At 44.2% G+C, this 20468-nt stretch carries 13 protein-coding genes; 9 read left to right on the plus strand and 4 right to left on the minus strand.

The annotated features are described in order from the left end of the window. Nucleotides 1–3: 3 nt before the first annotated feature. The 8 genes from NH462_RS08255 (at nucleotide 4) to NH462_RS08290 (ending at nucleotide 12270) form a co-directional block, all read left to right on the plus strand. The gene (locus NH462_RS08255) at nucleotides 4–993 is read left to right on the plus strand and encodes a TauD/TfdA family dioxygenase (protein ID WP_253105364.1); all 990 of its coding nucleotides are present in this window, start codon (nucleotides 4–6) and stop codon (nucleotides 991–993) included. A 10-nt stretch (nucleotides 994–1003) separates the two neighbouring features. After that, nucleotides 1004–2272, plus strand: a complete 1269-nt coding sequence (locus NH462_RS08260) for a phenylacetate--CoA ligase family protein (protein WP_253105366.1) — start codon at nucleotides 1004–1006, stop codon at nucleotides 2270–2272. Continuing rightward, nucleotides 2259–3488: an aminotransferase class V-fold PLP-dependent enzyme gene (locus tag NH462_RS08265; RefSeq protein ID WP_253105368.1), complete on the plus strand. Its 1230-nt coding sequence runs from the start codon at nucleotides 2259–2261 to the stop codon at nucleotides 3486–3488. The genes NH462_RS08260 and NH462_RS08265 overlap by 14 nt, the downstream gene beginning before the upstream one ends. 13 nt (nucleotides 3489–3501) lie before the next feature. Continuing rightward, nucleotides 3502–4758, plus strand: coding sequence for an HlyD family efflux transporter periplasmic adaptor subunit (locus NH462_RS08270; protein WP_253105370.1), 1257 nt, complete (start codon nucleotides 3502–3504; stop codon nucleotides 4756–4758). Between the two features lie 91 nt (nucleotides 4759–4849). Further along, nucleotides 4850–5554 (plus strand): ABC transporter ATP-binding protein, encoded by a 705-nt coding sequence (locus NH462_RS08275; protein ID WP_253105374.1) that lies wholly within the window; start codon nucleotides 4850–4852, stop codon nucleotides 5552–5554. A gap of 12 nt (nucleotides 5555–5566) precedes the next feature. Further along, entirely contained in the window at nucleotides 5567–7984 is a 2418-nt protein-coding gene (locus NH462_RS08280; protein ID WP_253105376.1) for an ABC transporter permease, read from the plus strand. 67 nt (nucleotides 7985–8051) lie between these two features. Beyond that, nucleotides 8052–9434, plus strand: coding sequence for a hypothetical protein (locus tag NH462_RS08285; RefSeq protein ID WP_253105378.1), 1383 nt, complete (start codon nucleotides 8052–8054; stop codon nucleotides 9432–9434). A gap of 685 nt (nucleotides 9435–10119) precedes the next feature. Continuing rightward, nucleotides 10120–12270, plus strand: coding sequence for a S8 family peptidase (locus tag NH462_RS08290; RefSeq protein ID WP_253105380.1), 2151 nt, complete (start codon nucleotides 10120–10122; stop codon nucleotides 12268–12270). Between the two features lie 195 nt (nucleotides 12271–12465). Here NH462_RS08290 and NH462_RS08295 read toward each other — a convergent pair whose 3' ends face one another. The 4 genes from NH462_RS08295 to prlC form a co-directional block, all read right to left on the minus strand. After that, nucleotides 12466–14388, minus strand: coding sequence for a methyl-accepting chemotaxis protein (locus NH462_RS08295; RefSeq protein ID WP_010376773.1), 1923 nt, complete (start codon nucleotides 14386–14388; stop codon nucleotides 12466–12468). A gap of 161 nt (nucleotides 14389–14549) precedes the next feature. Continuing rightward, the gene (locus NH462_RS08300) at nucleotides 14550–15248 is read right to left on the minus strand and encodes a class I SAM-dependent methyltransferase (RefSeq protein WP_086009251.1); all 699 of its coding nucleotides are present in this window, start codon (nucleotides 15246–15248) and stop codon (nucleotides 14550–14552) included. Nucleotides 15249–15379: 131 nt separating this feature from the next. Further along, nucleotides 15380–16531 (minus strand): response regulator, encoded by a 1152-nt coding sequence (locus tag NH462_RS08305; RefSeq protein WP_017219077.1) that lies wholly within the window; start codon nucleotides 16529–16531, stop codon nucleotides 15380–15382. 126 nt (nucleotides 16532–16657) lie between these two features. Continuing rightward, nucleotides 16658–18697 (minus strand): oligopeptidase A, encoded by a 2040-nt coding sequence (gene prlC / locus NH462_RS08310; protein WP_253105382.1) that lies wholly within the window; start codon nucleotides 18695–18697, stop codon nucleotides 16658–16660. A 177-nt stretch (nucleotides 18698–18874) separates the two neighbouring features. Here prlC and gorA point away from each other — a divergent pair, with 177 nt between their 5' ends. After that, complete coding sequence (gene gorA, locus NH462_RS08315) at nucleotides 18875–20233, plus strand: glutathione-disulfide reductase (protein WP_017219075.1); 1359 nt, start codon at nucleotides 18875–18877, stop codon at nucleotides 20231–20233. The last annotated feature ends 235 nt before the right edge of the window (nucleotides 20234–20468 follow it).

Consider the following 20468-nt stretch of genomic DNA (forward strand, 5'->3'; position numbering starts at 1 on the left):
ATAATGACAACACAATTAAATATCACTGAGAACGTCATGGACGTTCAAGGCAATGCCCTACTACTCAATGTAGATCAGGCTGAGATGACACTAAAGGATTGGGCTGCCACTCATGTTGATGAAATAGAAACTTGGCTCGCAACCCAAGGTGCGCTGCTACTAAGAGGATTGCGTATTTCATCCAGTCGACAGTTTGGTCAGCTTCTAGAGACGCTATTTGGAGAGCCCCTGATTTCCTATAGCCATCGTTCCACGCCACGCACAGAGCTTCGTGGTAATGTTTATACCGCAACAGAATATCATTCGGACCAACTGATCCAACAGCACAATGAGCAAGCCTACACAAATATATGGCCAATGCGACTAGGCTTTTTCTCTATGCTACCTGCTGAACATGGAGGCGAAACTCCCATAGCAGATAGTCGCGAAATATACCGCAGAATTCCTGAATCGATTCGCGATAATTTCGCTAAAAAAGGTGTCATGTATGTTCGTAACTTCTCTAATGTAGATCTACCTTGGCAAGAAGTGTTCTGTACTGAAGACCGATCTGAAGTCGAAAAGTACTGCCTAGAGAATGAAGTACAGCTTGAGTGGATAGGCGACAATGGACTTCGTATCAAACAAATACTTCCTGCGGTCTGTAAACATCCCGTTAGCAACGAAACGTTATGGTTCAATCAGGCACATCTATTTCATGTATCGACCCTTGAGCCTGAATTGAAAAGCGCTCTACTTAGCTCGTTTGGAATCGAAAACTTACCCCGTAATACATACTATGGCGACGGCACTCCTATTGAAGATGAAGTGATTGATACGATTAGAACAGTCTACGAAGAAAGTAAAATCAGTTTCGCTTGGCAGAAAGGGGACTTAATGTTGCTAGATAACATGCTTTATAGCCATGGCCGCATGCCTTTTAGCGGAGAACGTCAGACCTTAGTAGGTATGACTAGGCCATTTAACGTGTTAGACACAATAAAAACCAAATAAGGCAAAGATTATGGACAATTTACAGAATGTCATTAAAGAAATCCGTTATGCCTATGGCAATGTGCAGCACTATAAACGCAAGCTGGATGAGATTGGTGTCACCCCACAAACTATCGAGACTGCTGATGATGTAAGCGCACTGCCGTTTACCTATAAAGTAGATTATCGCAAAAGCTTTCCAATTGGTGTGTTAGCCAAAGGTTTTACACTCAACCACCCCATGCTAACAAAATCTAACAGCTCTGGCACCGCTGGAGAACGTTTAACGACAGTAGAAATCGGGATGTTGCTGTTACAAAGAGCGATGTCTTGTTCTAAGTCTCACCCCGCGGTGGGTAATGCTTTTCATCGCCAGGGCAGAAAAATATGTCGTTACGCTGCACCGAACTGTTCAGACGTTGAGTGCGCCAACCCAAACAGTGCGCTTGAAGACCGTCTGTTGCCAGATAAAACGCTAGTATTGCCGGTCTACCACGACCTGATGACAACCTCACAAAAAATGATTGATCAGGCCATCAATGAAGTATTAGAGTATCAGCCGGATCTCTTTTACGTCGATCCAACTCATTTCAGCTTCTTAATTCGCAATTTCAAGAAGCAAGGTAAAACGTTGCCTGATATTCCAGTCGTTACATCTTACTCGGCGGCCAACCTTGTCACTCGTCGTCAGATAACAGAGCACTTTTCATCGCAAACTCATTTTGCAGAGTTGCTCTCCTCTTCAGAAATGGGCTGGATTGGCATGAGTTGTCCAGCTGGACATCTACATCTTAACGACGATAGCTTTTACTTTGAATTTATCAATCAACATGGCCACCCCGCAGCTGTAGGCGAAAATGCTGAACTGTGTATTAGCAGTATTGACCAGGGTGCTTGTCCTCATATTCGTTATATGACTGGCGATATGGTGCGCTATTACCAGGGAACCTGTGAATGTGGCAGTGACCGCACACGAATTAACATGCTTGGTCGAGCAACACATTTTATTACACAACAACATAAGCCCGTCATGTCTCCTTGGGAGTTCGATCAAATCATTCAAGCTCCAGATTGGCTGGATGTATACCAGCTAGAACAAATCGACAATGACGAATTTGTGTTGCGCATGATAGTCAATGATGGCTACAGCTCAGGTGCAGAGAAACCAATTATAGAAGCATTCAAGCAACAACTGGGCAGAAACATCGACGTCAACGTCATGCTGCTCGACTACATACCCGCAGAGCGTTCCGGGAAATTTCAAGCTGTAAAAGGAGGCTACAACAATGTATCTAACTGATGAATCAACAATCAATCAACTCGCGAACCTAGTGGCGGGAGATTTTCCTGGACTCAATGTCAATGTGGATAACCAAAAGGTGACTTACCTTGACAATGCGGCAACAACCTTGAAGCCCAAGGCGATGGTAGATGCGATGAGCGAATACTATCTTGGTATTTCCTCCAATGTCCATCGCGGAAAAAGTTATATGCTGGAAGTAGTATCTAGTCGTTTTGAGTCATGTCGATATAAAGTAGCGGAGCTCATCAACTGTTCAGGGAATGAAGTCGTGATGCTCAGCAACACCACTGCTGCTATTAACTTAGTCGCAACAGGCCTAAATCTAACAAAAGAAGATAAGGTATTGGTACTGTCTGATGCTCACCATTCGAACTTACTACCTTGGATGAAGCATGCTTCTGTGGACATGGTCAAGTTTACTGATAACGGAATGTTAGACATGGATCACTTTCACCAATTACTGAAGCAAAGTCCAAAAGTGGTTGCCATTAGCCATTGTTCAAATGTGACTGGTATTTACCACCCACTCGAAGAAATGGCTAAAGCAGCAAAAGAAGCAGGTGCAATTGTTGTTGTTGACGCAGCTCAGTCTATTCCTCATCGCAAAATTGATGTACGTAAACTCGACATAGACTTTTTAGCATTCTCAGCACATAAGATGGCAGGCCCTACTGGCGTTGGTATTCTATATGGTCGCAAGGACATGCTTGAAACTCTTGATCCAATGAGCGTCGGCGGTGGTATGGTCGATTGGGTCGACACCGAACACTATCGCCTACGAAAAATACCTCATCGCTATGAAGCAGGGACACCTGATATTGCAGGTGCCTACGGTTTTGGGGCAACACTTGACTATCTCAATAAAATCGGTTTTGAACAGTTGGAAAAACATGATCGAGAGATGTCCACTTTGATGCTAAATATGGCTCAAGAGCGAGACTATCTCCAAGTAATTGGCAATCCAAACACTGATCGAGGGGCGGTATTAAGCTTGGGAATAAAACAAGTCGATGAGCTTGATGACATAGCCAGAATATTGAGCGACACCTACGGCATCGTCTGCCGACATGGTCATCTTTGCGCACAACCATTCGTGAGTGCGCAAACCAGTGGACAGGTAATCAGAGTCTCTGCATACATGTATAACACCAGTGACGATATACGCTCATTCTTTGCAGCGCTTGATGAAATTGGCCCTATGTTTTTTTTGTAGAAAGGAATAATTAATGGACATCATAAAAAAGAAAACTGCGCCATTTTATAAAAAAAAGGCAGTAATTATATCTGCCATCTTGACCTTCGCAGTACTCTCTGTGTTCGCACTCTCTAACCTGCGTATCAGTGCCCATAGTGTAGATTCTGATCTCATCCTTACGGGCCAAGTACGTCAAGGAGATTTCTCCATTAAAGTCGCAGGACCGGGAGTCTTAGCTCCCAAAGATGTGCGACTAGTCGCTAGTACTGTTGCTGGCAGAGTCGAGCGTATTTTTCTCCGAGCAGGGGCTGAAGTTAAAAAAGGTCAAGTGATCGTACGTTTGGAAAACCCTGAGCTGGTGCAGCAAACCGAAGAGCTAGCATGGGAAGTTGAAGCGATGGAGAAGGAAGCAGCAGCCCTTAAAGTCCAGCACCAAACGCGTTTGATGGAGATGAGAGGCCTGATGATGCGAAATCAAATGGAGTATTCAGTGGAGAAAATTCGTTTAGAAGCTGAAAAGGAACTAATCAGCAAAGGTAACGCAACGGTCTCCAAAATTGATTATGAAAGCCGGAAAATGCAAGTTTCTCACTTTGAAACTACACTCGAACTCGATAAAAACCTGCTGTCACAACTAGAAAAAAACCTTGAGGCTGAGTATTCAGCTCAAGAAGCTCGCCTAAACCGTCAAAAGAAAGCTTTAGAACGTGCACGATTTCAAGTGGCTTCATTGGAGGTCAGAGCCCCTGTCGATGGAATCTTGCAAACCATGGGGTTAGATGTTGGACAGCAACTTGTTGTTGGTAGCGACATTGCCCGCATTGCCGACAAAGATGATCTTATTGCCGAGTTGCAAATCCCTGAGCTCAGTGCCTCTGCCTTAGCTATAGGGCAACGAGCCATTGTTGACACTCGCTTTAACCAAATTGAAGGCACGGTAACGCGTATCGACCCAGCTGTGACCAACGGTACGGTCTTGATTGAAGTAGAACTCACATCCTTGTTACCCGATGAAGCTCGTCCTGATTTATCCATTAATGGAGAAATTTTGATCACAGAGAAACCCAATACTTTATTTGTTCGTCGACCGGCGTTTTCCAAAGCGAATAATGTCTTAGATGTATACAAGATAAATAGTAAAACGAATGAAGCTGAAAAAGTGAAAGTACAGTTTGGCGTCGCATCAAGCTTGGAAATAGAGGTTATCTCGGGCTTGAAGGCAGGCGATCAAATCATTGTATCTGAAACAACGGACTTCGCGACCTTTAACAAGGTATCTATTTTATAGCTCATTATCGGCCCCGCAGGATGGTTTCGGGGTCAATTAAACAACAACATCAACGATTAAATTTAATAATTAAAAATCAGGAAATATCATCGTGAAAGAACTCATAAAACTCACAGGTCTAAATAAAGTATTTTCGACAGACGAAGTCGATACTCACGCTCTAGCAAACATCGATATGGTAATTGAAGCTGGTGAATATGTTTCTCTATCGGGCCCTTCAGGTTGTGGGAAATCGACACTTTTGTCAGTTTTAGGGCTACTTGATACACACACTTCAGGGCAGTATCACTTGAACGGACATGATGTGACGGATCTGGATTCCAGCCAACGTGCACATATTCGAAATAAAGAGGTCGGGTTTATTTTTCAATCCTTCAATTTGATCAGTGAATTAACTGTAGCTGAAAACGTTGCTCTACCACTCACCTACCGCCAAGATATCTCCAAAGCCGATCGGGAGAAGAAAGTTGCCAGTGCATTAGAAAAAGTCGACATGTTGCATCGCGCCAAGCATCACCCCAGTCAACTATCGGGTGGTCAGCAACAACGCGTAGCAATTGCTAGGGCCATTGTTGGTGAACCTTCAATTCTGTTAGCCGATGAACCCACAGGTAACCTTGATTCGAAAAATGCCGAGCTAGTGATGGATCTGCTTGATAAACTGCACAAAGAGGGTGCGACTATTTGTATGGTTACTCACGATCCTCGCGGTGCTGAACGAGCGCAGCGGGTGATACATATTCTTGATGGCAAGCTTGTCACAGACGAACAAGTCCTAGAGCAGCAATACGCCTAAAGGAAGAATACCATGACTATATTAAATGATGCGTTATTTGCTATGCGCTCAATGAGGCACAATCTAAAGTTTTCTGCTTTAACCGTTGGTGTAATGACAATTGGCCTGACATTGTGCATTTTTATGTTCAGCTTTTTGTACAATACCCTACATGTGGACCTGCCATTTGATAACGGTGAGCGTATTAGGTTAGTATCAAACAAAGGAGTCAACTGGGGAGGCTTTCGTATCCATGATTACGAAGATATGGGTCGCAGCCAAACTAGCTTCGAAGTTTTTGACGCCTATAGCGGCGCTAACTACACTTTTAGCCAAGGTGGTAAAGTCTATCAAGAACAAGGCTTTCACGTAACCAACAAGTTTTTCGATATCACTGGGATTAAACCCTTACTTGGACGAACTTTCCAAGTAAGCGACTTGGCACCTGATTCTTCAAATGTAATTCTCATTACTGAGAAAATGTGGCGCGCTTCATTTTCCTCAGATCCTAACGTCGTCGGTCAAAATCTGATGGTTGGTGAGGAACCCTACCGAATTGTGGGTGTTATCCCACATATCCGGTTCCCTAACTCTGGTAATTTATATTTACCATTGAAAACCACGGGTAATGGGATACCTCGAGATCAGGCTCCCATGGTAAGTGTCTATGGCCGACTAAAAACCAATATTAATAACGAACAAGCCCAATCTGATATAGGTCAGATCTTAAATACTATTCGAGCCGCTCACCCACGCCTAAACGCTAAGGTCAATGCTGAGGTCATTACCTTCCAAGAAAACTGGCTGCCCCTTCCAGTCAACATGATTTTACCGATGCAAATTTGCGTCGTACTCATACTGCTTTTATCTTCGATCAACGTTGCTAATCTGATGTTCTCTAGAGCACTAGACCGAAAAAAAGAAATCGCTATTCGAGCAGCTGTGGGCGCTACTCGTCAAAGTCTATTCAGCCATGTGCTCATGGAAAGTGTACTTATTTGCTTTTTCTCTGGTTTGCTTGCTCTTATTTTATCCAATGTTGGTATCGGGATATGTCTCGAGCAGCTGAGCAAATCCTATAAAGCAAGCGAAGCCCCAATGTGGTGGCAATTTTCATTAACGACCAGTACGATTGTGATGGCTATAATTATCACAGCTATCACCGCCATTATTACTGGTGTGTTACCCGCTTTACGTTCAGCTTTTTCCGATATCAACGCAGCATTACGTGACGGTACGCGTGGTGCACAAAGCAAACTTTCCGCACATTTGAGCCGTACCATTATCATCCTGGAAGTTTGCTTGTCTTGCGCGCTGCTTATTCCTTCAATTGCGCTAATGTACACAGTTCATGATAAAAACACCATGAATTACGGTGCTGACATGGAAGGCTATTTCACAGCCTTGGTAGAGTTTCCAAATGAAGTGGAGGCCTATGCTTCTGTGCAAGGAAAACTCAATTATTTACGCAGAATGGAAAATGTCTTGGAGCAAAATTCAGCAATCGAGCAGGTTTCTTATGCCCAAATGCTACCGTTAACTTGGGTTAACTGGCGCCAATTCGCCTTAGAAAGCACTGAGGTAGGCCCTGATCACCAATACCCTCAAACAGAAGTTAACTCAGTCAGTACAGACTACTTTGACACTATGGGTATTCGATTACTTGAGGGAAGGTTGTTTGACTCTAGTGACCGAGAAAATTCTCAGCGAGTTGCCATCATCACACAAAACTTTGCCAACCAGCACTTCCCTGAGGGTGATTACATGGGTAAAAAGGTTCGTATTGTTGATGGTGAAGGCAATCACGACTGGCACCTAATCATCGGTCTAGTTAACGATGTCATTCATGGCGCACCTTCTAGTCGTGCTCAAGCGCGAGCTAGCATATTCCTAAGTATGGATCAAAACCCCGTAAGTTTTTTAACTATGGTGTTGAAGTCATCATTGCCTCCTAGCCAATTAACCGAACTCATTGCTTCAGAGGCATTCAAGCAAGACTCCAACCATGTCGCTCCGTATCGATATGTTACGAGTGAAAGGCTAAAAGAACGACGCTTAGCATTCATTGACTTCCTTAGCTTGTTATTTACTGCATTTGCAGTGGCCTCTGTGGTGCTCGCATTTACCGGTATTTATGGTGTGATGTCTCACTCTATCGGTCAGAAAACCCAAGAAGTAGGGATCCGGCGCGCTCTAGGTGCGAATGATGCCAACATAGCCAAACACTTCTTAGCAGGCGCGAGTGCCCTACTAATCATAGGGCTAATCGCAGGGATCCCAGCAGGGGTCTCGCTAAATCACGCACTACAACAATCAGGATTAGTTGAGCTTTATCCCGCAATATTTGCGGCTATTCCTCTGTTTATAACTTTGATCATCATTATTGCCGTGATGGTCCCAATCAAGCGCACACTGAAAATGGAACCTATTGACGCATTGCGTTACGAGTAAAGTCTACTGGTGGTGTTGCGCCACCAGCTTTTCTAACTCTGTAGTATCACTCAAAGGAGACTAAAGAATGGAATTATTAGATAATCATAAAGCGCTCGCTAACAGTAACGCTGAATTTATAAAAACAATGTTAAACGCGCCTGAACGTATCGAAGAGCAAACCCAAGCGATCCGGAGCGGCGAGATCCCTAAAAGCTATGAACAGTTGCGAGCATCTGTTTCACCTTGGCCCGTTATCATTGATAGCAGAACCAAAAACGACATGATAGAGGTAGTAAAGAAGATATCCGACCTCTTGTTTAAATCAATGGTAATACTAGCTCGTGAGTACCCTGCTGTATTTAAAGCACAGTACAAAGTACCTATTGAGTGGTTCAATCAACTAGACCCTAACTTGCCAGCCGGACAGTTTATGGTGGGACGTTATGATGCTTTGATAACTCGCAATATGTTGAAACTAGTCGAGTTTAACGCGGGCACAAATATTGGTGGTTGGCATCTTTACCACCTGACAGACCTTTACCGTCAAATTGTGGGTGGAAGCAACAAACTAGAAATAACTCAAATCTTAGACTGTTATCTGATCCAAACGGAAAGAATGGCCAAAGAAAAGCTTGGTGATATCGGTCGCCCTTTAAACTTACTATTTGAGTTTGAAAACGAAAACGAACTATGTAAAGAGTCATTAAACTTTTTTACCCAAGTTATCAATCAATTGGACCTTAACCTTAATATCGTGACCGATATTAACTTTGATAAACTTCAAGTTGATGCTGAAAGGGCTACTATTGATGGAGTGCAAATTGATATTGTCAATGTCCCTATTTTCAACTTTGATTTCAACGAAAAGAGAATATTAGACTTAACCATATTACATAGAAATAATAAACTGTTTTTCCCTGATAATCCGATTGACCTAAGCACTGGACATAAATCCTGTTTTGCGAATCTTCATTTTTTACTAGGCCAAAACCGTTTAGATGAACGGGAAGCAAGGTTAGTTAGTAAATATATCCCGTTAACATATCATCTAAATTCTGAATTACTCTCTTTGATAGGCACTGAATCGCAGATTGAAGACACGAAGTTTATTGCTAACAAAGATAATTGGGTCATCAAGCGTGATGGCCTGTTAGGCGGTGATCATGTCTATGTAGGTAAGTTCACAACACAGTCCTCTTGGGAAAATATACTGCAACTAGCCAAAAAAGGGGTTGGATGGATTGTCCAACAATATTATCCATCTGATGGCTTTTATGCACCTACAGATAGTAACCAAATCCTCCCTCATGATTATATTTTCGGTTTTTTTAATTTTGGTGGTACTTACGGTGGGGTCGGTGTAAGGAAAGTGCAGAGTAAACTCAGTGATGGTGTTGTTAATTCAGCAAAAGGAGCTCAATACACTGCTGTGCTGGAAGTAGCTCCGGCTGCAAAAATAATTTTGTAATATCTCCATATCCTCCATACAACACACTCTAAACACAACAGTTTGGCTATAGCTCTGCTGTTGTGTTTATCACTAAATCGCACTTCACCGTTAAATATCACTGAGGCTAGCATGCCAAGGCAGTAAGCTGTCGAGATCGCACTGCGGTTCGGCAAGTTCGTTTAAACAGTGCATCACATAGTAAAACCAGTATTGATACCAGCTACTACATCAGCTCAATGTTACCAAAACATAAGATGCTAGATTCTTTATCTAATCACAGCTACGAATATCAATAGCCACTCGTATACCTTTTAAACACTTGTAAACATTATGTCAGCGCTATCATTTCTTAAAACCTCAAAAATAAGAAAATACAACTAGAACAACAAAAAAACCAACCTTTAACACTAAGAAAGTCTCCACTCTATTAGCTACAAATGCTTCACAAAGTTAAAAACACTATTTTGTTTACAGTCATTTACAATGTAACTGAAATTTATTCACCCTCTCACAAAAATGAAAAATATCGATTAAAAACAATACAGTAAGAATTTTTTATAGCCATTTATCCATCCACATATAACTAAAAAATTAGTGCAAATAACAAAACAGCGCTTTCTTTTTTTTAACTAGGAGTTTACTTTCACTGACCATCAGCTTTTTATTAACAGCTGAACAACAAGTTAGAAACTAGGGAAACATTATGACAATCAATAAAAACTTTAAGCGCGCTGCACTAAGCGTCGCAGTGAGCGCATTATTCACTGCAACAGCAGTTACAGCCGCACCAGCACAATCAATCGGCCAAGATGCAGCGCTTGCAGCAACGGCACAAAAACTATCATCACAAGGCACGCTTGGTACACAGTTCATCATCAAGTACAAAGATGCTGGTTCGCAAATGATGGGCCTTTCAGCTACGGATCTTGCTCCTGCTAAAATGCAACAACGTGCAGAAAGCTTTGTACAAGGCTTTAAGAGCAGTAAAGCGAGTGCTCGCGCTCAGTACGTACGCCCAATGGCTCTTAGCAATCACCACGTTATGCGTGCTGACAAAAAGCTATCAGCAAAAGAAGCACAAGCATTCATGAACGAAGTGATGGCTTCTGGTAATGTTGAATACATCGAAATTGACCAAATGCTAAAGCCATTCGCAACGCCTAACGATCCTCGTTATAACGATCAATGGCATTACTACGAAGCTGCTGCTGGTATTAATGCCCCTGCAGCGTGGGATAAAGCAACAGGTCAAGGTGTGGTAGTTGCGGTACTAGATACAGGTTATCGCCCACATTTAGACTTAGATGCCAACATTCTGCCTGGCTATGACATGATCTCTAATACCTTTGTTGCTAACGATGGTGGCGCACGTGACAACGATGCTCGTGACCCTGGTGATGCAGTCACTCGTGGTGAATGTGGAACAGACTCTTCAGGTCAACCTGTTCCACGCGCGGATCAAGACTCAAGCTGGCATGGTACACACGTAGCGGGTACAGTTGCTGCGGTTACAAATAATGGTGAAGGTGTAGCTGGTGTTGCATACGACGCTAAAGTAGTGCCTGTACGTGTTCTTGGTAAATGTGGTGGTTTAACGTCTGATATCGCTGACGGCATCATTTGGGCATCTGGCGGCTCGGTATCTGGTGTGCCTGCAAATGCTAACCCTGCTGATGTTATCAACATGAGTTTAGGTGGTGGCGGTGCATGTAGCGCAACCACACAAAATGCAATCAACCAAGCACGTAACAACGGTACAGTCATTGTTATTGCGGCAGGTAACGATAACGATAACTCAGCAAACTACAACCCAGGTAACTGTAATGGCGTAGTAAACGTAGCATCTGTAGGTCGTGATGGTAGCCGTGCTTACTACTCAAACTATGGTGCAAACATCGACGTTGCCGCTCCGGGTGGCGCGCAAAGTTTTGCTGATGATCCAGAAGGTATCTTGTCTACGCATAACTCAGGCTCTGGTGCACCTTCAAATGATAGCTACCATTACTCACAAGGTACGTCTATGGCGGCACCTCACGTTGCGGGTGTTGCTGCGCTAATCAAGCAAGCTAAACCATCTGCTACGCCTGACGAAGTAGAAACTATCTTGAAAAACACTACACGTAGCTTCGCTGGTAGCTGTTCAAACTGTGGTACTGGTGTTGTTGATGCAGCCGCTGCGGTAAATGAAGCTTTAGGCGATGTTGTCACACCACCTACAGGTAATACGCTTGAAGATGGCGTTGCAAAAACGGGTCTAAGCGGCGCGGCTGGCAGCAATCAATTTTTCACTTTTGACGTACCCGCTGGTAAAACCAATGTGACCTTCACCATGAGCGGTGGAACAGGTGATGCTGACCTTTATGTAAAACTTGGCAGTCAACCAACTTCAGGCAGCTATGACTGTCGCCCATATGAAGGCGGTAATGCCGAAGTTTGTAGCTTTGACGCACCTCAAGCTGGTACATACCATGTAATGATTAACGGCTATAAAGCTTATTCAGGCGTAAGTTTAGTTGCGGCAACTTCGGGCTCTAGCACAGGTGGTCCACAAGCAGGTGGCGGTACAATTGAAGATATTTCAGCTTCAAGCGGCCAGTGGGTTCATTACACTATCGAAGTACCAGAGGGTATGAGCGACTTCACCGTGAAAACATTTGGTGGCTCAGGTGACGCTGACTTATTCGTTAAGTTTGGCTCACAACCTACAACAAGCAGCTATGACTGTCGTCCATATGAAAATGGTAATACCGAGACTTGTGTAATCACTAATCCGCAAGCGGGTACATGGCACCTAAGTGTTAATGCTTACCGTACGTTCTCTGGCCTAACGTTAGACGCGCAGTACAAGCCATAAGCAAAATTTAGTAGGCTCTGATTGAGTCTTCTTTCCCCAACGAGAGGCTGCATTTGCGGCCTTTTTTAATTATTTCGAGTTTAGTTTGTGGGAGCGAGTTCACCTCGCGAGCTTTTAACTGCTCGCCGCGTGAAGCGGCTCCGACGTTTCAGCTTATGCTGTCGAGATAAATCTCGACCTACGGCACAATCCTGATTACTGCAAACCTAAAGTCCCCCTGATCTCCCGCATTTTTTCTTTAAGGCTTTGCTGGATTTGTTGCACTTGCTCATGTGAGCTATTAACCTGACCTTTCATGCTATCCATGGCGTGGCCAAAGGTATCTAAGAGATCTGATTGCTGATTGGCAAGATCCATTGCATGGGCGGCAACTTGGTTGGCGCTCTGTGCGCTCTCTGCCACACCTTCTGAGTTGCGTTTCAACTCTTGTGCATGGCCTGTTTGCTGCTGTGCCTCATCTGCCAAAGCCGAGATTTGTGTCGATACTTTGTTTGAGTTATCACTCAAAACATTTAATTGCTGGTGAATATCAGTCAGTGAGGCTTGTGTTTGCTGTGCAAGCTTTCGTACTTCATCCGCAACGACCGCAAACCCGCGGCCATGCTCTCCTGCGCGCGCCGACTCAATCGCTGCGTTGAGCGCGAGTAGATTTGTTTGTTCTGCGATGGAGCTGATCATGTCAATCACTTTACTCACATCTGAAACACCATTAAGTAATTCATTTAAGCTCTCTAATCCCTGCTCTACCCGCTTTTGCGTGGTAGATGAAGCGCTCAACATAGCATCCGCATAGGACACACTTTGTGTCATTGCTTCAAAGGTGTTATTGGCATTGTCGGCAACTTGTGCGTTGATTTGATTGGCATCTGCCCCAAGCGCTTTAAGCGAGTCAAGCTGTGCTTGGTTTTGCTCCACCTGCTCAAACGTGTTTCCAGCTTGTGCAGAGATCTGCGCCAAGTTAGTGTTCATCTCTTCCATAAAGGTATTTATCACACTCAGCATTTCTGAGCGTTCGTCCGCTTCTGCTCGCTGCCTATCAATTAACTGATTAAAGTAACTCGCAATTTCGCCAATTTCAGTGTCTTGGTTTTTACTTTCAATATTACGTAATTCATTGCTTTCGATAAGCTGAGCGAAGCCATCGCGTAGTTGTCTTAGCGGAGTTAATACTTGATTGAACTGCACAAAATAGACACCACCTGCGAGCAGTACGAGTAACCCAATGGCCACACCAAACAGCATAAACACATTGGTTTTTACGTCAGCCTGCTCTGTTTTTAAGTTGGTCTCTGCTTGTAGGATATTCTCTGAGATTGCTTTAATATCACCTCGCAGTGCCAGCATGCCAGCTTGGCGTTGTTTGGACTGCTGCAAGGTATTTTCTAAGTCGCGGGCATAACGTTTAGGCCAGCTCACAAGCTCTGCTTTTATTTCTAGCGCTAAGTCTTCGGCTTCGGCACCTAAAAATAGCTCGTCTTCGTCTACCTCACTCATTACCCCTAAGTTTTCGAGTCGGTCTATTCGCGCGGCAATATCCTGCAAACGGCTTAAGCTCGACATCAAACTCTGCTCGGTCTGCTGTTCGTAAGCCATAACTAATTGGTAAGTATATAAGCTCAAATTCGAGACTTCGCTAAAGTAGTCTGAAGCGAGATTAAAGTAGGATTCTTTGGCAGCACTATCTTGTGCTTTAATTGCGTACTTAACGAGACTCGATGCTGAACCTGACATTTGCCTAAGCGCATTATCCAACAGCGCAAGTTCATTACCTGAGAGCTTGCCGAGTGCTCGGTATTTACCTGCAATATCTTGTTGTAGTTGTGTGAGTTTAGTTTTAAGTTGCTCAGCAAGCGCTGGTGGTAACCGCTCCACACTTTGCTGTAATGCTTTGATTTGCTCATCAGCCTTACTTAAATACTGGCTATCGCCCGCACTCAAGTAATCTTCTACTGTACCCTCAAGCTCGATGATCACCGCATTTTTAACTTGATTGTAAGCGGCGTCTTGCACATCAAGCTCCGTTAACACTTGGCTTGCCCAAAACAGACTCGCCCCAAGTAGAATACTCGCTGTCGTCAGTAATATTGCCAATAACCGAGTAAAAGTAGACACGCGCATAGAATCACAACCCCTTAATCAAAATGCTCCGCAAGAGTATTAAGGATTTATGACAACTTGATTAAATCTGTTACCTTTTCTGTACAATAGTACAAAACCATACTTTTTGCGTATATCCATCTAGATATCTACTGCACAAAATTAAATCAGGTAGTGGTGTGCTATTTCATCGCGGCATTAACATAAACGTCAAAGCGGTTTTTCTTGGTTTTTATTTGCATACTTGGCGTTTTATCATTTAAGAAGCCAGCGTAGTCTGGACGTTTTACCACAACTCTTTTAGTGGCTAACTGCAAAGCAAAAGGCAAAAGTGCGTCCGCATCTAAGTCATTGCCAACTAAGTCTTGAAATACTCGCATTTCTTTCTTCACTTGCGCTGACTTTTCACGATGCGGAAACATAGGATCAAGATATACTACATCCGGACGCCAACCCGCTTGCTCTAGCAAGTCATGGCTGGAGCCAAACTCCAGCCGCATAGTTGACCGCACCCATTCGCCAATTTCAGCATCTTGATAGGCGCGTTGCAAGCCGTCATATAGCAGCGCTGCGACTATCGGGTTACGCTCGTGTAACACTACTTTGCAACCCATAGACGCAAGCACAAAGGCATCGCGTCCAAGTCCCGCAGTTGCATCCAATACTGTAGGCACAGCACCTTTATTTAAGCCCACAGCTTTTGCAATTGCTTGTCCTTTACCACCACCAAATTTGCGTCGATGAGCAACTGCGCCAGTCACAAAATCAACACGAATAGCGCCGAGCTTTGGTTCATCTTTTTTGAATAACTGTAAGCCTAGTTCATCATAGACCAATTGAAACTCCGCCTCGTTAATAGTGAGGGCGGATAAATTAAACAGCTTAGTTAGCGTATCTAGGTAGGATCTGTTTTCTTCAAAAGGGGTGTGAATATACAAGCTAAGCTCCCAAGGGTTACCAACCGTGGCAGTATACCCCTTTCCCTTTCTAGTGTCTTTGATTATCCAGTGACTTAAAACAGTTCAATATCTGCTTGCGACGCCACTTCATCCTCACCCCAAGGTTTCGCTATTTTGTTTAAACTCTCTATAAGCTGCTGGCGTACCTCAGTCACTTCTCCTAACTTATATTTAATTATGGTTAGCTCATCGCTTAAATAAGTGAAATGCTCATAGAGCTCTTGCAACCGTTCTCTTTCACTTGACTCTAAGACTGCAAGCTTGTCGCTTTCTAGCACTGTCTGAAACTCAGCAACTTTACCACTGTAATGATCGCCAACGCCGCTTAAATGATCGCTCAGCTCAGCAAATACTTGCCCGATATGTTCCACTTTATTGAGCGCATCTTCACTGACTTCCATGTCTCTGATTTTGGCATCAGTGGCTTCCAGTATGTGCGGAAACAGATCTTTATAGCGACCATAAACCGCAACATCGTCCACTGGCATGTTTTTAATCAGTAAAGAGACTTTAGGATAGTTAATGATAGTTCTGCGACCAAAATCAACAAAGCGACTGCCATCTTTGTGTTTCTCAAATAACTCTTGCTCTATCGGTTGAATCGCCCCTTCACTGGAGTAAAACATCGCGTCTTGGTGATACCAAAAGGCCACCGCAACATCGAGCTCCATCGGCATAAAAAACTCTAAAAAATGAGCGCTCAAAGTATTGAGGTCATGCGCGTGATACGATTGCCCAACGTAGCGCATTATACGACCCATATCACCAGAGTCGGTCATGGCTATTTCGGCTGTGGTTTGGGCGCGCTGTACGTCTTGTTTGAGCTGCGACGAGGTTTTTCTGTAGTCATCAAGAACATTAATACGCGCTAGCAATTCTTCGGCGTTAAAGGGTTTGACTATGTAGTCGGCAGCGCCGGCGTTGTAGCCCCGCATTCGCTCTGAAATATCGGCACGAGAAGACAAAAACATAACTGGGATCTCAGTGGTGTCCTCTAGTTTTTTGAGTTGCTCACATACCTCAAAGCCCGACAGTCCAGGCATCTCGACATCAAGCAAAATAATATCCGGACGGTATTTTTTAGCCAACCGTAAGCCTTCCTCGCCATTTTTCGCATGTAATATTTTGCACGTACGCGATAGCGCCTCATCAACAATGTGATGGACGAGTTTGTCATCATCAATGGCAAGAACCAGTTTCGTCATGTGGCTTTCCCTATTAATTCATATCTTTATAGAATAGTCAGAGATATTGAATTTGCTAACAAAAAGTCACACTTTCTAAGACAAAAAAAACGCCTTCAGAAGAAGGCGCTTGGAGTGGAAATATAACTAGGCGGCGATCCCGCTGTGGCGCAGCAACGCATCTACTTTTGGCTCTCGACCACGGAAGCGAGTAAACAGTATCATCGGCGCTTCTGATCCCCCCTTTTCAAGAATGTGATGCATAAATTCACGCCCAGTTTGCGGGTTAAATATCCCTTCTTCTTCAAACTTAGAAAACGCATCCGCAGACAGCACTTCTGCCCACTTATAAGAGTAGTAGCCCGCGCTATAGCCACCAGCAAAAATATGGCTAAAGCTATGCTGGAAGCGATTAAAATCAGGCGCTTTAACAACCGCAGTACGCTCACGCACCGCATTGAGCGTTGCTTGAATTTGGCAATCCGTATTTGGCTCAAAGTCTGCGTGAATATGAAAATCAAACAACGAAAACTCCAACTGACGTAGCATTTGCATGGCTGATTGGAAGTTCTTTGCTGCCAGTAACTTGTCTAACATTTCTTTTGGTAGCGGCTCACCCGTTTCATAGTGCCCTGAAATGAAGTTCAACGCTTCTTCTTCATAGCACCAGTTCTCTAAAAACTGACTTGGCAGCTCAACCGCATCCCATGCCACACCATTAATACCAGCAACTGGCGCTGCATCCACTTGCGTTAGCATGTGATGAATACCGTGACCAAACTCATGGAATAAAGTGGTTACTTCATTATGGGTAAATAGCGCAGGTTTATTACCAACAGCTTTATTGAAGTTACAAACTAGATAAGCGACAGGAGTCTGCAACTCACCATTTGCGCGTACTTTTCGGCCCATGCAGTCATCCATCCAAGCACCACCACGCTTATGTTCACGGGCATATAGGTCGAGATAGAAATGACCACGCAACTCACCTTTATCATCGTGAATAGCAAAAAAGCGTACGTCTGGATGATAAGTATCAACGTCTTTGACTTCACTCACACGGATCCCGAACAGGCGATTTACGGTTTCAAATAAACCGGCAAGTACCTTATGCTCAGGGAAGTAAGGGCGCAGTGCCTCGTCAGAAATCGCATACTTAGCTTGTTTTAACTTTTCGCCATAATATGCATAATCCCAAGGTTTTAGCTCACTTACACCGTGTTCTTTATTCGCAAACTCTCGTAGTTCAGCCACTTCTTGCTCGGCTTGTGGTTTTGACTTAGCAGCAAGGTCGTTTAAAAACTTAAATACTTGCTCTGGCGTCTCAGCCATTTTGGTTGCCAGTGATTTTTCTGCAAAACTAGAAAAGCCAAGTAACTGAGCCAGTTCGTGTCTAAGCGTAAGCGCTTCATGCATAATCGCTGAGTTATCAAACTCGCCAGCATTAGGCCCTTGATCCGAAGCACGGGTTACAAACGCACGATAAGCCTCTTCACGGAGCGCTTGGCTATCTGCGTAAGTCATCACAGGAAGGTAAGAAGGAATATCTAGCGTAAATACCCAGCCCTCTAATCCTTTGGATTCGGCAGTATGAGCGGCAAGTGCCAAGGCAGATTCAGGTAGCCCAGTTAAATCAGACTCATCAGTAATATGTTTTTGCCATGCCTGAGTGGCATCCATTACGTTGTTGCCAAACTTTGATGCCAGCTCCGACAGTCGTGCCACAATTTCGCCATAGCGCTTTTGCTTCGCAGCTTCAAGCGCAATACCAGAAAGTTGAAAATCACGCAGTGCATTATCCACCGACGTTTGCTGAGCAATCGATAAGCGACCAAACTCAGCTGACTCTTTTACTGCTTTATAGGCTTCATATAGCCCTTGATGTTGGCCACAATAAGTCGAATATTCAGAGATTAATGGCAAACACTCATCATACGCTTTGCGCAGCGCCTCTGAATTGACCACTGAGTGCATATGCGATACCGGCGACCACATGCGGCTAAGTTTATCGTCCGCTTCTTCTAGCGGTAGTACAAAGTTGTCCCAAGTATAATTCGATTGCGCTAAAACAGTGTCGATAGTTTCACGACAGTGCGCGATGGCAGATTTTAATGCTTCAACAATATGTTCAGGCTTAATTTTCGAAAAAGGAGGTAATCCTTCTAGCCCGATTAATGGGTTACTCATGGGCACGCTCTTTATTTTCTAATCTAATATTGAGGTTGAAATAAGGGTGAATGACCGCATTTACAAGTATCTGAACAGATTTTTGCTTAATATCGGTCTTCGGTTGTGCACTTTTGCTATTTACTTAATATAAAGTAGTAGGGTTTAAGCAAAACAAATAATTGGCGAGGAATTTTTATGGCTCAACATTTTGACTATATCGCAATCGGTGGCGGTAGTGGCGGGATCGCATCTGCAAACCGAGCGGCGATGCGAGGTGCCAAAGTGGCATTAATAGAAGCAAAGCACTTAGGCGGTACTTGTGTAAACGTGGGCTGCGTGCCAAAAAAAGCGATGTGGCACGGCGCTCAAGTTGCTGAAGCCATTAAACTATACGCACCAGATTATGGTTTTGATGTTGAACTAAAGAACTTCGATTGGGGTAAGCTGGTAGAAAGTCGCGAAGCCTACATTGGCCGTATTCACCAAGGTTACAACGGCTACCTAGCAAAAAATGGCGTCACCGTGATCAATGGCTTTGCTAAGTTTGTTGATAACAACACCATTGAAGTCAATGGTGAGCACTACACTGCCGATCATATCAATATTACCGTCGGTGGCCGCCCAACGATCCCTAATATTCCAGGCGCTGAGCATGGTATCGATTCAAACGGTTTCTTTGAGCTTAAAGAGCAACCTCGCCGCGTAGCGGTTGTAGGCGCGGGTTATATCGCGGTAGAGCTTGCGGGCGTATTGCACAGCTTGGGCACAGAAACCCACCTATTTGTTCGTAAGCACGCTCCACTTCGTAACTTTGATCCTATCTTGGTTGAAACCTTAACTGAGGTAATGGAAAAAGAAGGTCCAACGCTGCACACTCACGCAGTGCCACAGTCAGTGACTAAAGAAGAAGATGGCTCAGTCACCTTACATCTTGAAAATGGTGAGTCTTACACCGTAGACAAACTGATCTGGGCAATTGGCCGTGAACCAATGACAGATCTTATCAACCTCGCTGCGACAGATGTAGAAACCACGTCTAGCGGCCATATTAAAGTCGACGAATGGCAAAACACCACAGCCAAAGGTATCTACGCGCTCGGTGATATTATGGATGGTGGCATAGAGCTGACTCCTGTTGCCGTGAAAGCAGGTCGAATGCTAGCCGAGCGCCTATTCAATCCGGAATTGCCAAACGCAAAAATGGATTACGACTTAGTCCCTACCGTCGTCTTTAGCCACCCACCAATTGGCACCATTGGCCTAACAGAGCCAGAAGCGGAAGAAAAGTACGGTAAAGACAACATCAAGGTCTATACCTCTACCTTTGCTGCAATGTACACCGCGGTCACTCAGCACCGCCAACCGTGTCGCATGAAACTTGTATGCGCAGGCCCAGAAGAAACCGTAGTGGGTCTACACGGCATCGGCTTTGCCGTAGATGAGATGATCCAAGGATTCGCCGTTGCAATGAAGATGGGCGCAACCAAAGCAGACTTTGACTCGGTAGTCGCGATACACCCAACCGGCTCCGAGGAGTTTGTTACTATGAGGTAACAGACTGATTTAATTATTAAATAATCTTTTAAAAATAAAACGCGAGTCGCACCCAAGCTCGCGTTTTTTATTTATACCCAACACCTCAACGCAAGCACTTATCCGTAAGTTTGAAAAAGTGTGAAGCATCGTCACCCAAAACAGGTAAAAGCTTCGCGCAATATTAGGCACTCGCTTACTCTCTACTTTCTTTGCAAAGCTAACAGCAATGCGCGTAGCAATTACGTCGCTGGAT

This window comes from Pseudoalteromonas sp. OANN1, assembly GCF_024124685.1.
GTDB classification, from domain to species: Bacteria; Pseudomonadota; Gammaproteobacteria; order Enterobacterales; family Alteromonadaceae; genus Pseudoalteromonas; species Pseudoalteromonas piscicida.

What these genes read in the sequence shown, in the direction of transcription:
- NH462_RS08290 (WP_253105380.1), top strand. Translation starts at nt 10,120, where the DNA reads ATGACAATCAATAAAAACTTTAAGCGCGCTGCACTAAGCGTCGCAGTG.
- NH462_RS08285 (WP_253105378.1), top strand. Translation starts at nt 8,052, where the DNA reads ATGGAATTATTAGATAATCATAAAGCGCTCGCTAACAGTAACGCTGAA.
- NH462_RS08295 (WP_010376773.1), bottom strand. Translation starts at nt 14,388, where the DNA reads ATGCGCGTGTCTACTTTTACTCGGTTATTGGCAATATTACTGACGACA.
- NH462_RS08270 (WP_253105370.1), top strand. Translation starts at nt 3,502, where the DNA reads ATGGACATCATAAAAAAGAAAACTGCGCCATTTTATAAAAAAAAGGCA.
- gorA (WP_017219075.1), top strand. Translation starts at nt 18,875, where the DNA reads ATGGCTCAACATTTTGACTATATCGCAATCGGTGGCGGTAGTGGCGGG.
- NH462_RS08305 (WP_017219077.1), bottom strand. Translation starts at nt 16,531, where the DNA reads ATGACGAAACTGGTTCTTGCCATTGATGATGACAAACTCGTCCATCAC.
- NH462_RS08260 (WP_253105366.1), top strand. Translation starts at nt 1,004, where the DNA reads ATGGACAATTTACAGAATGTCATTAAAGAAATCCGTTATGCCTATGGC.
- prlC (WP_253105382.1), bottom strand. Translation starts at nt 18,697, where the DNA reads ATGAGTAACCCATTAATCGGGCTAGAAGGATTACCTCCTTTTTCGAAA.
- NH462_RS08255 (WP_253105364.1), top strand. Translation starts at nt 4, where the DNA reads ATGACAACACAATTAAATATCACTGAGAACGTCATGGACGTTCAAGGC.
- NH462_RS08280 (WP_253105376.1), top strand. Translation starts at nt 5,567, where the DNA reads ATGACTATATTAAATGATGCGTTATTTGCTATGCGCTCAATGAGGCAC.
- NH462_RS08265 (WP_253105368.1), top strand. Translation starts at nt 2,259, where the DNA reads ATGTATCTAACTGATGAATCAACAATCAATCAACTCGCGAACCTAGTG.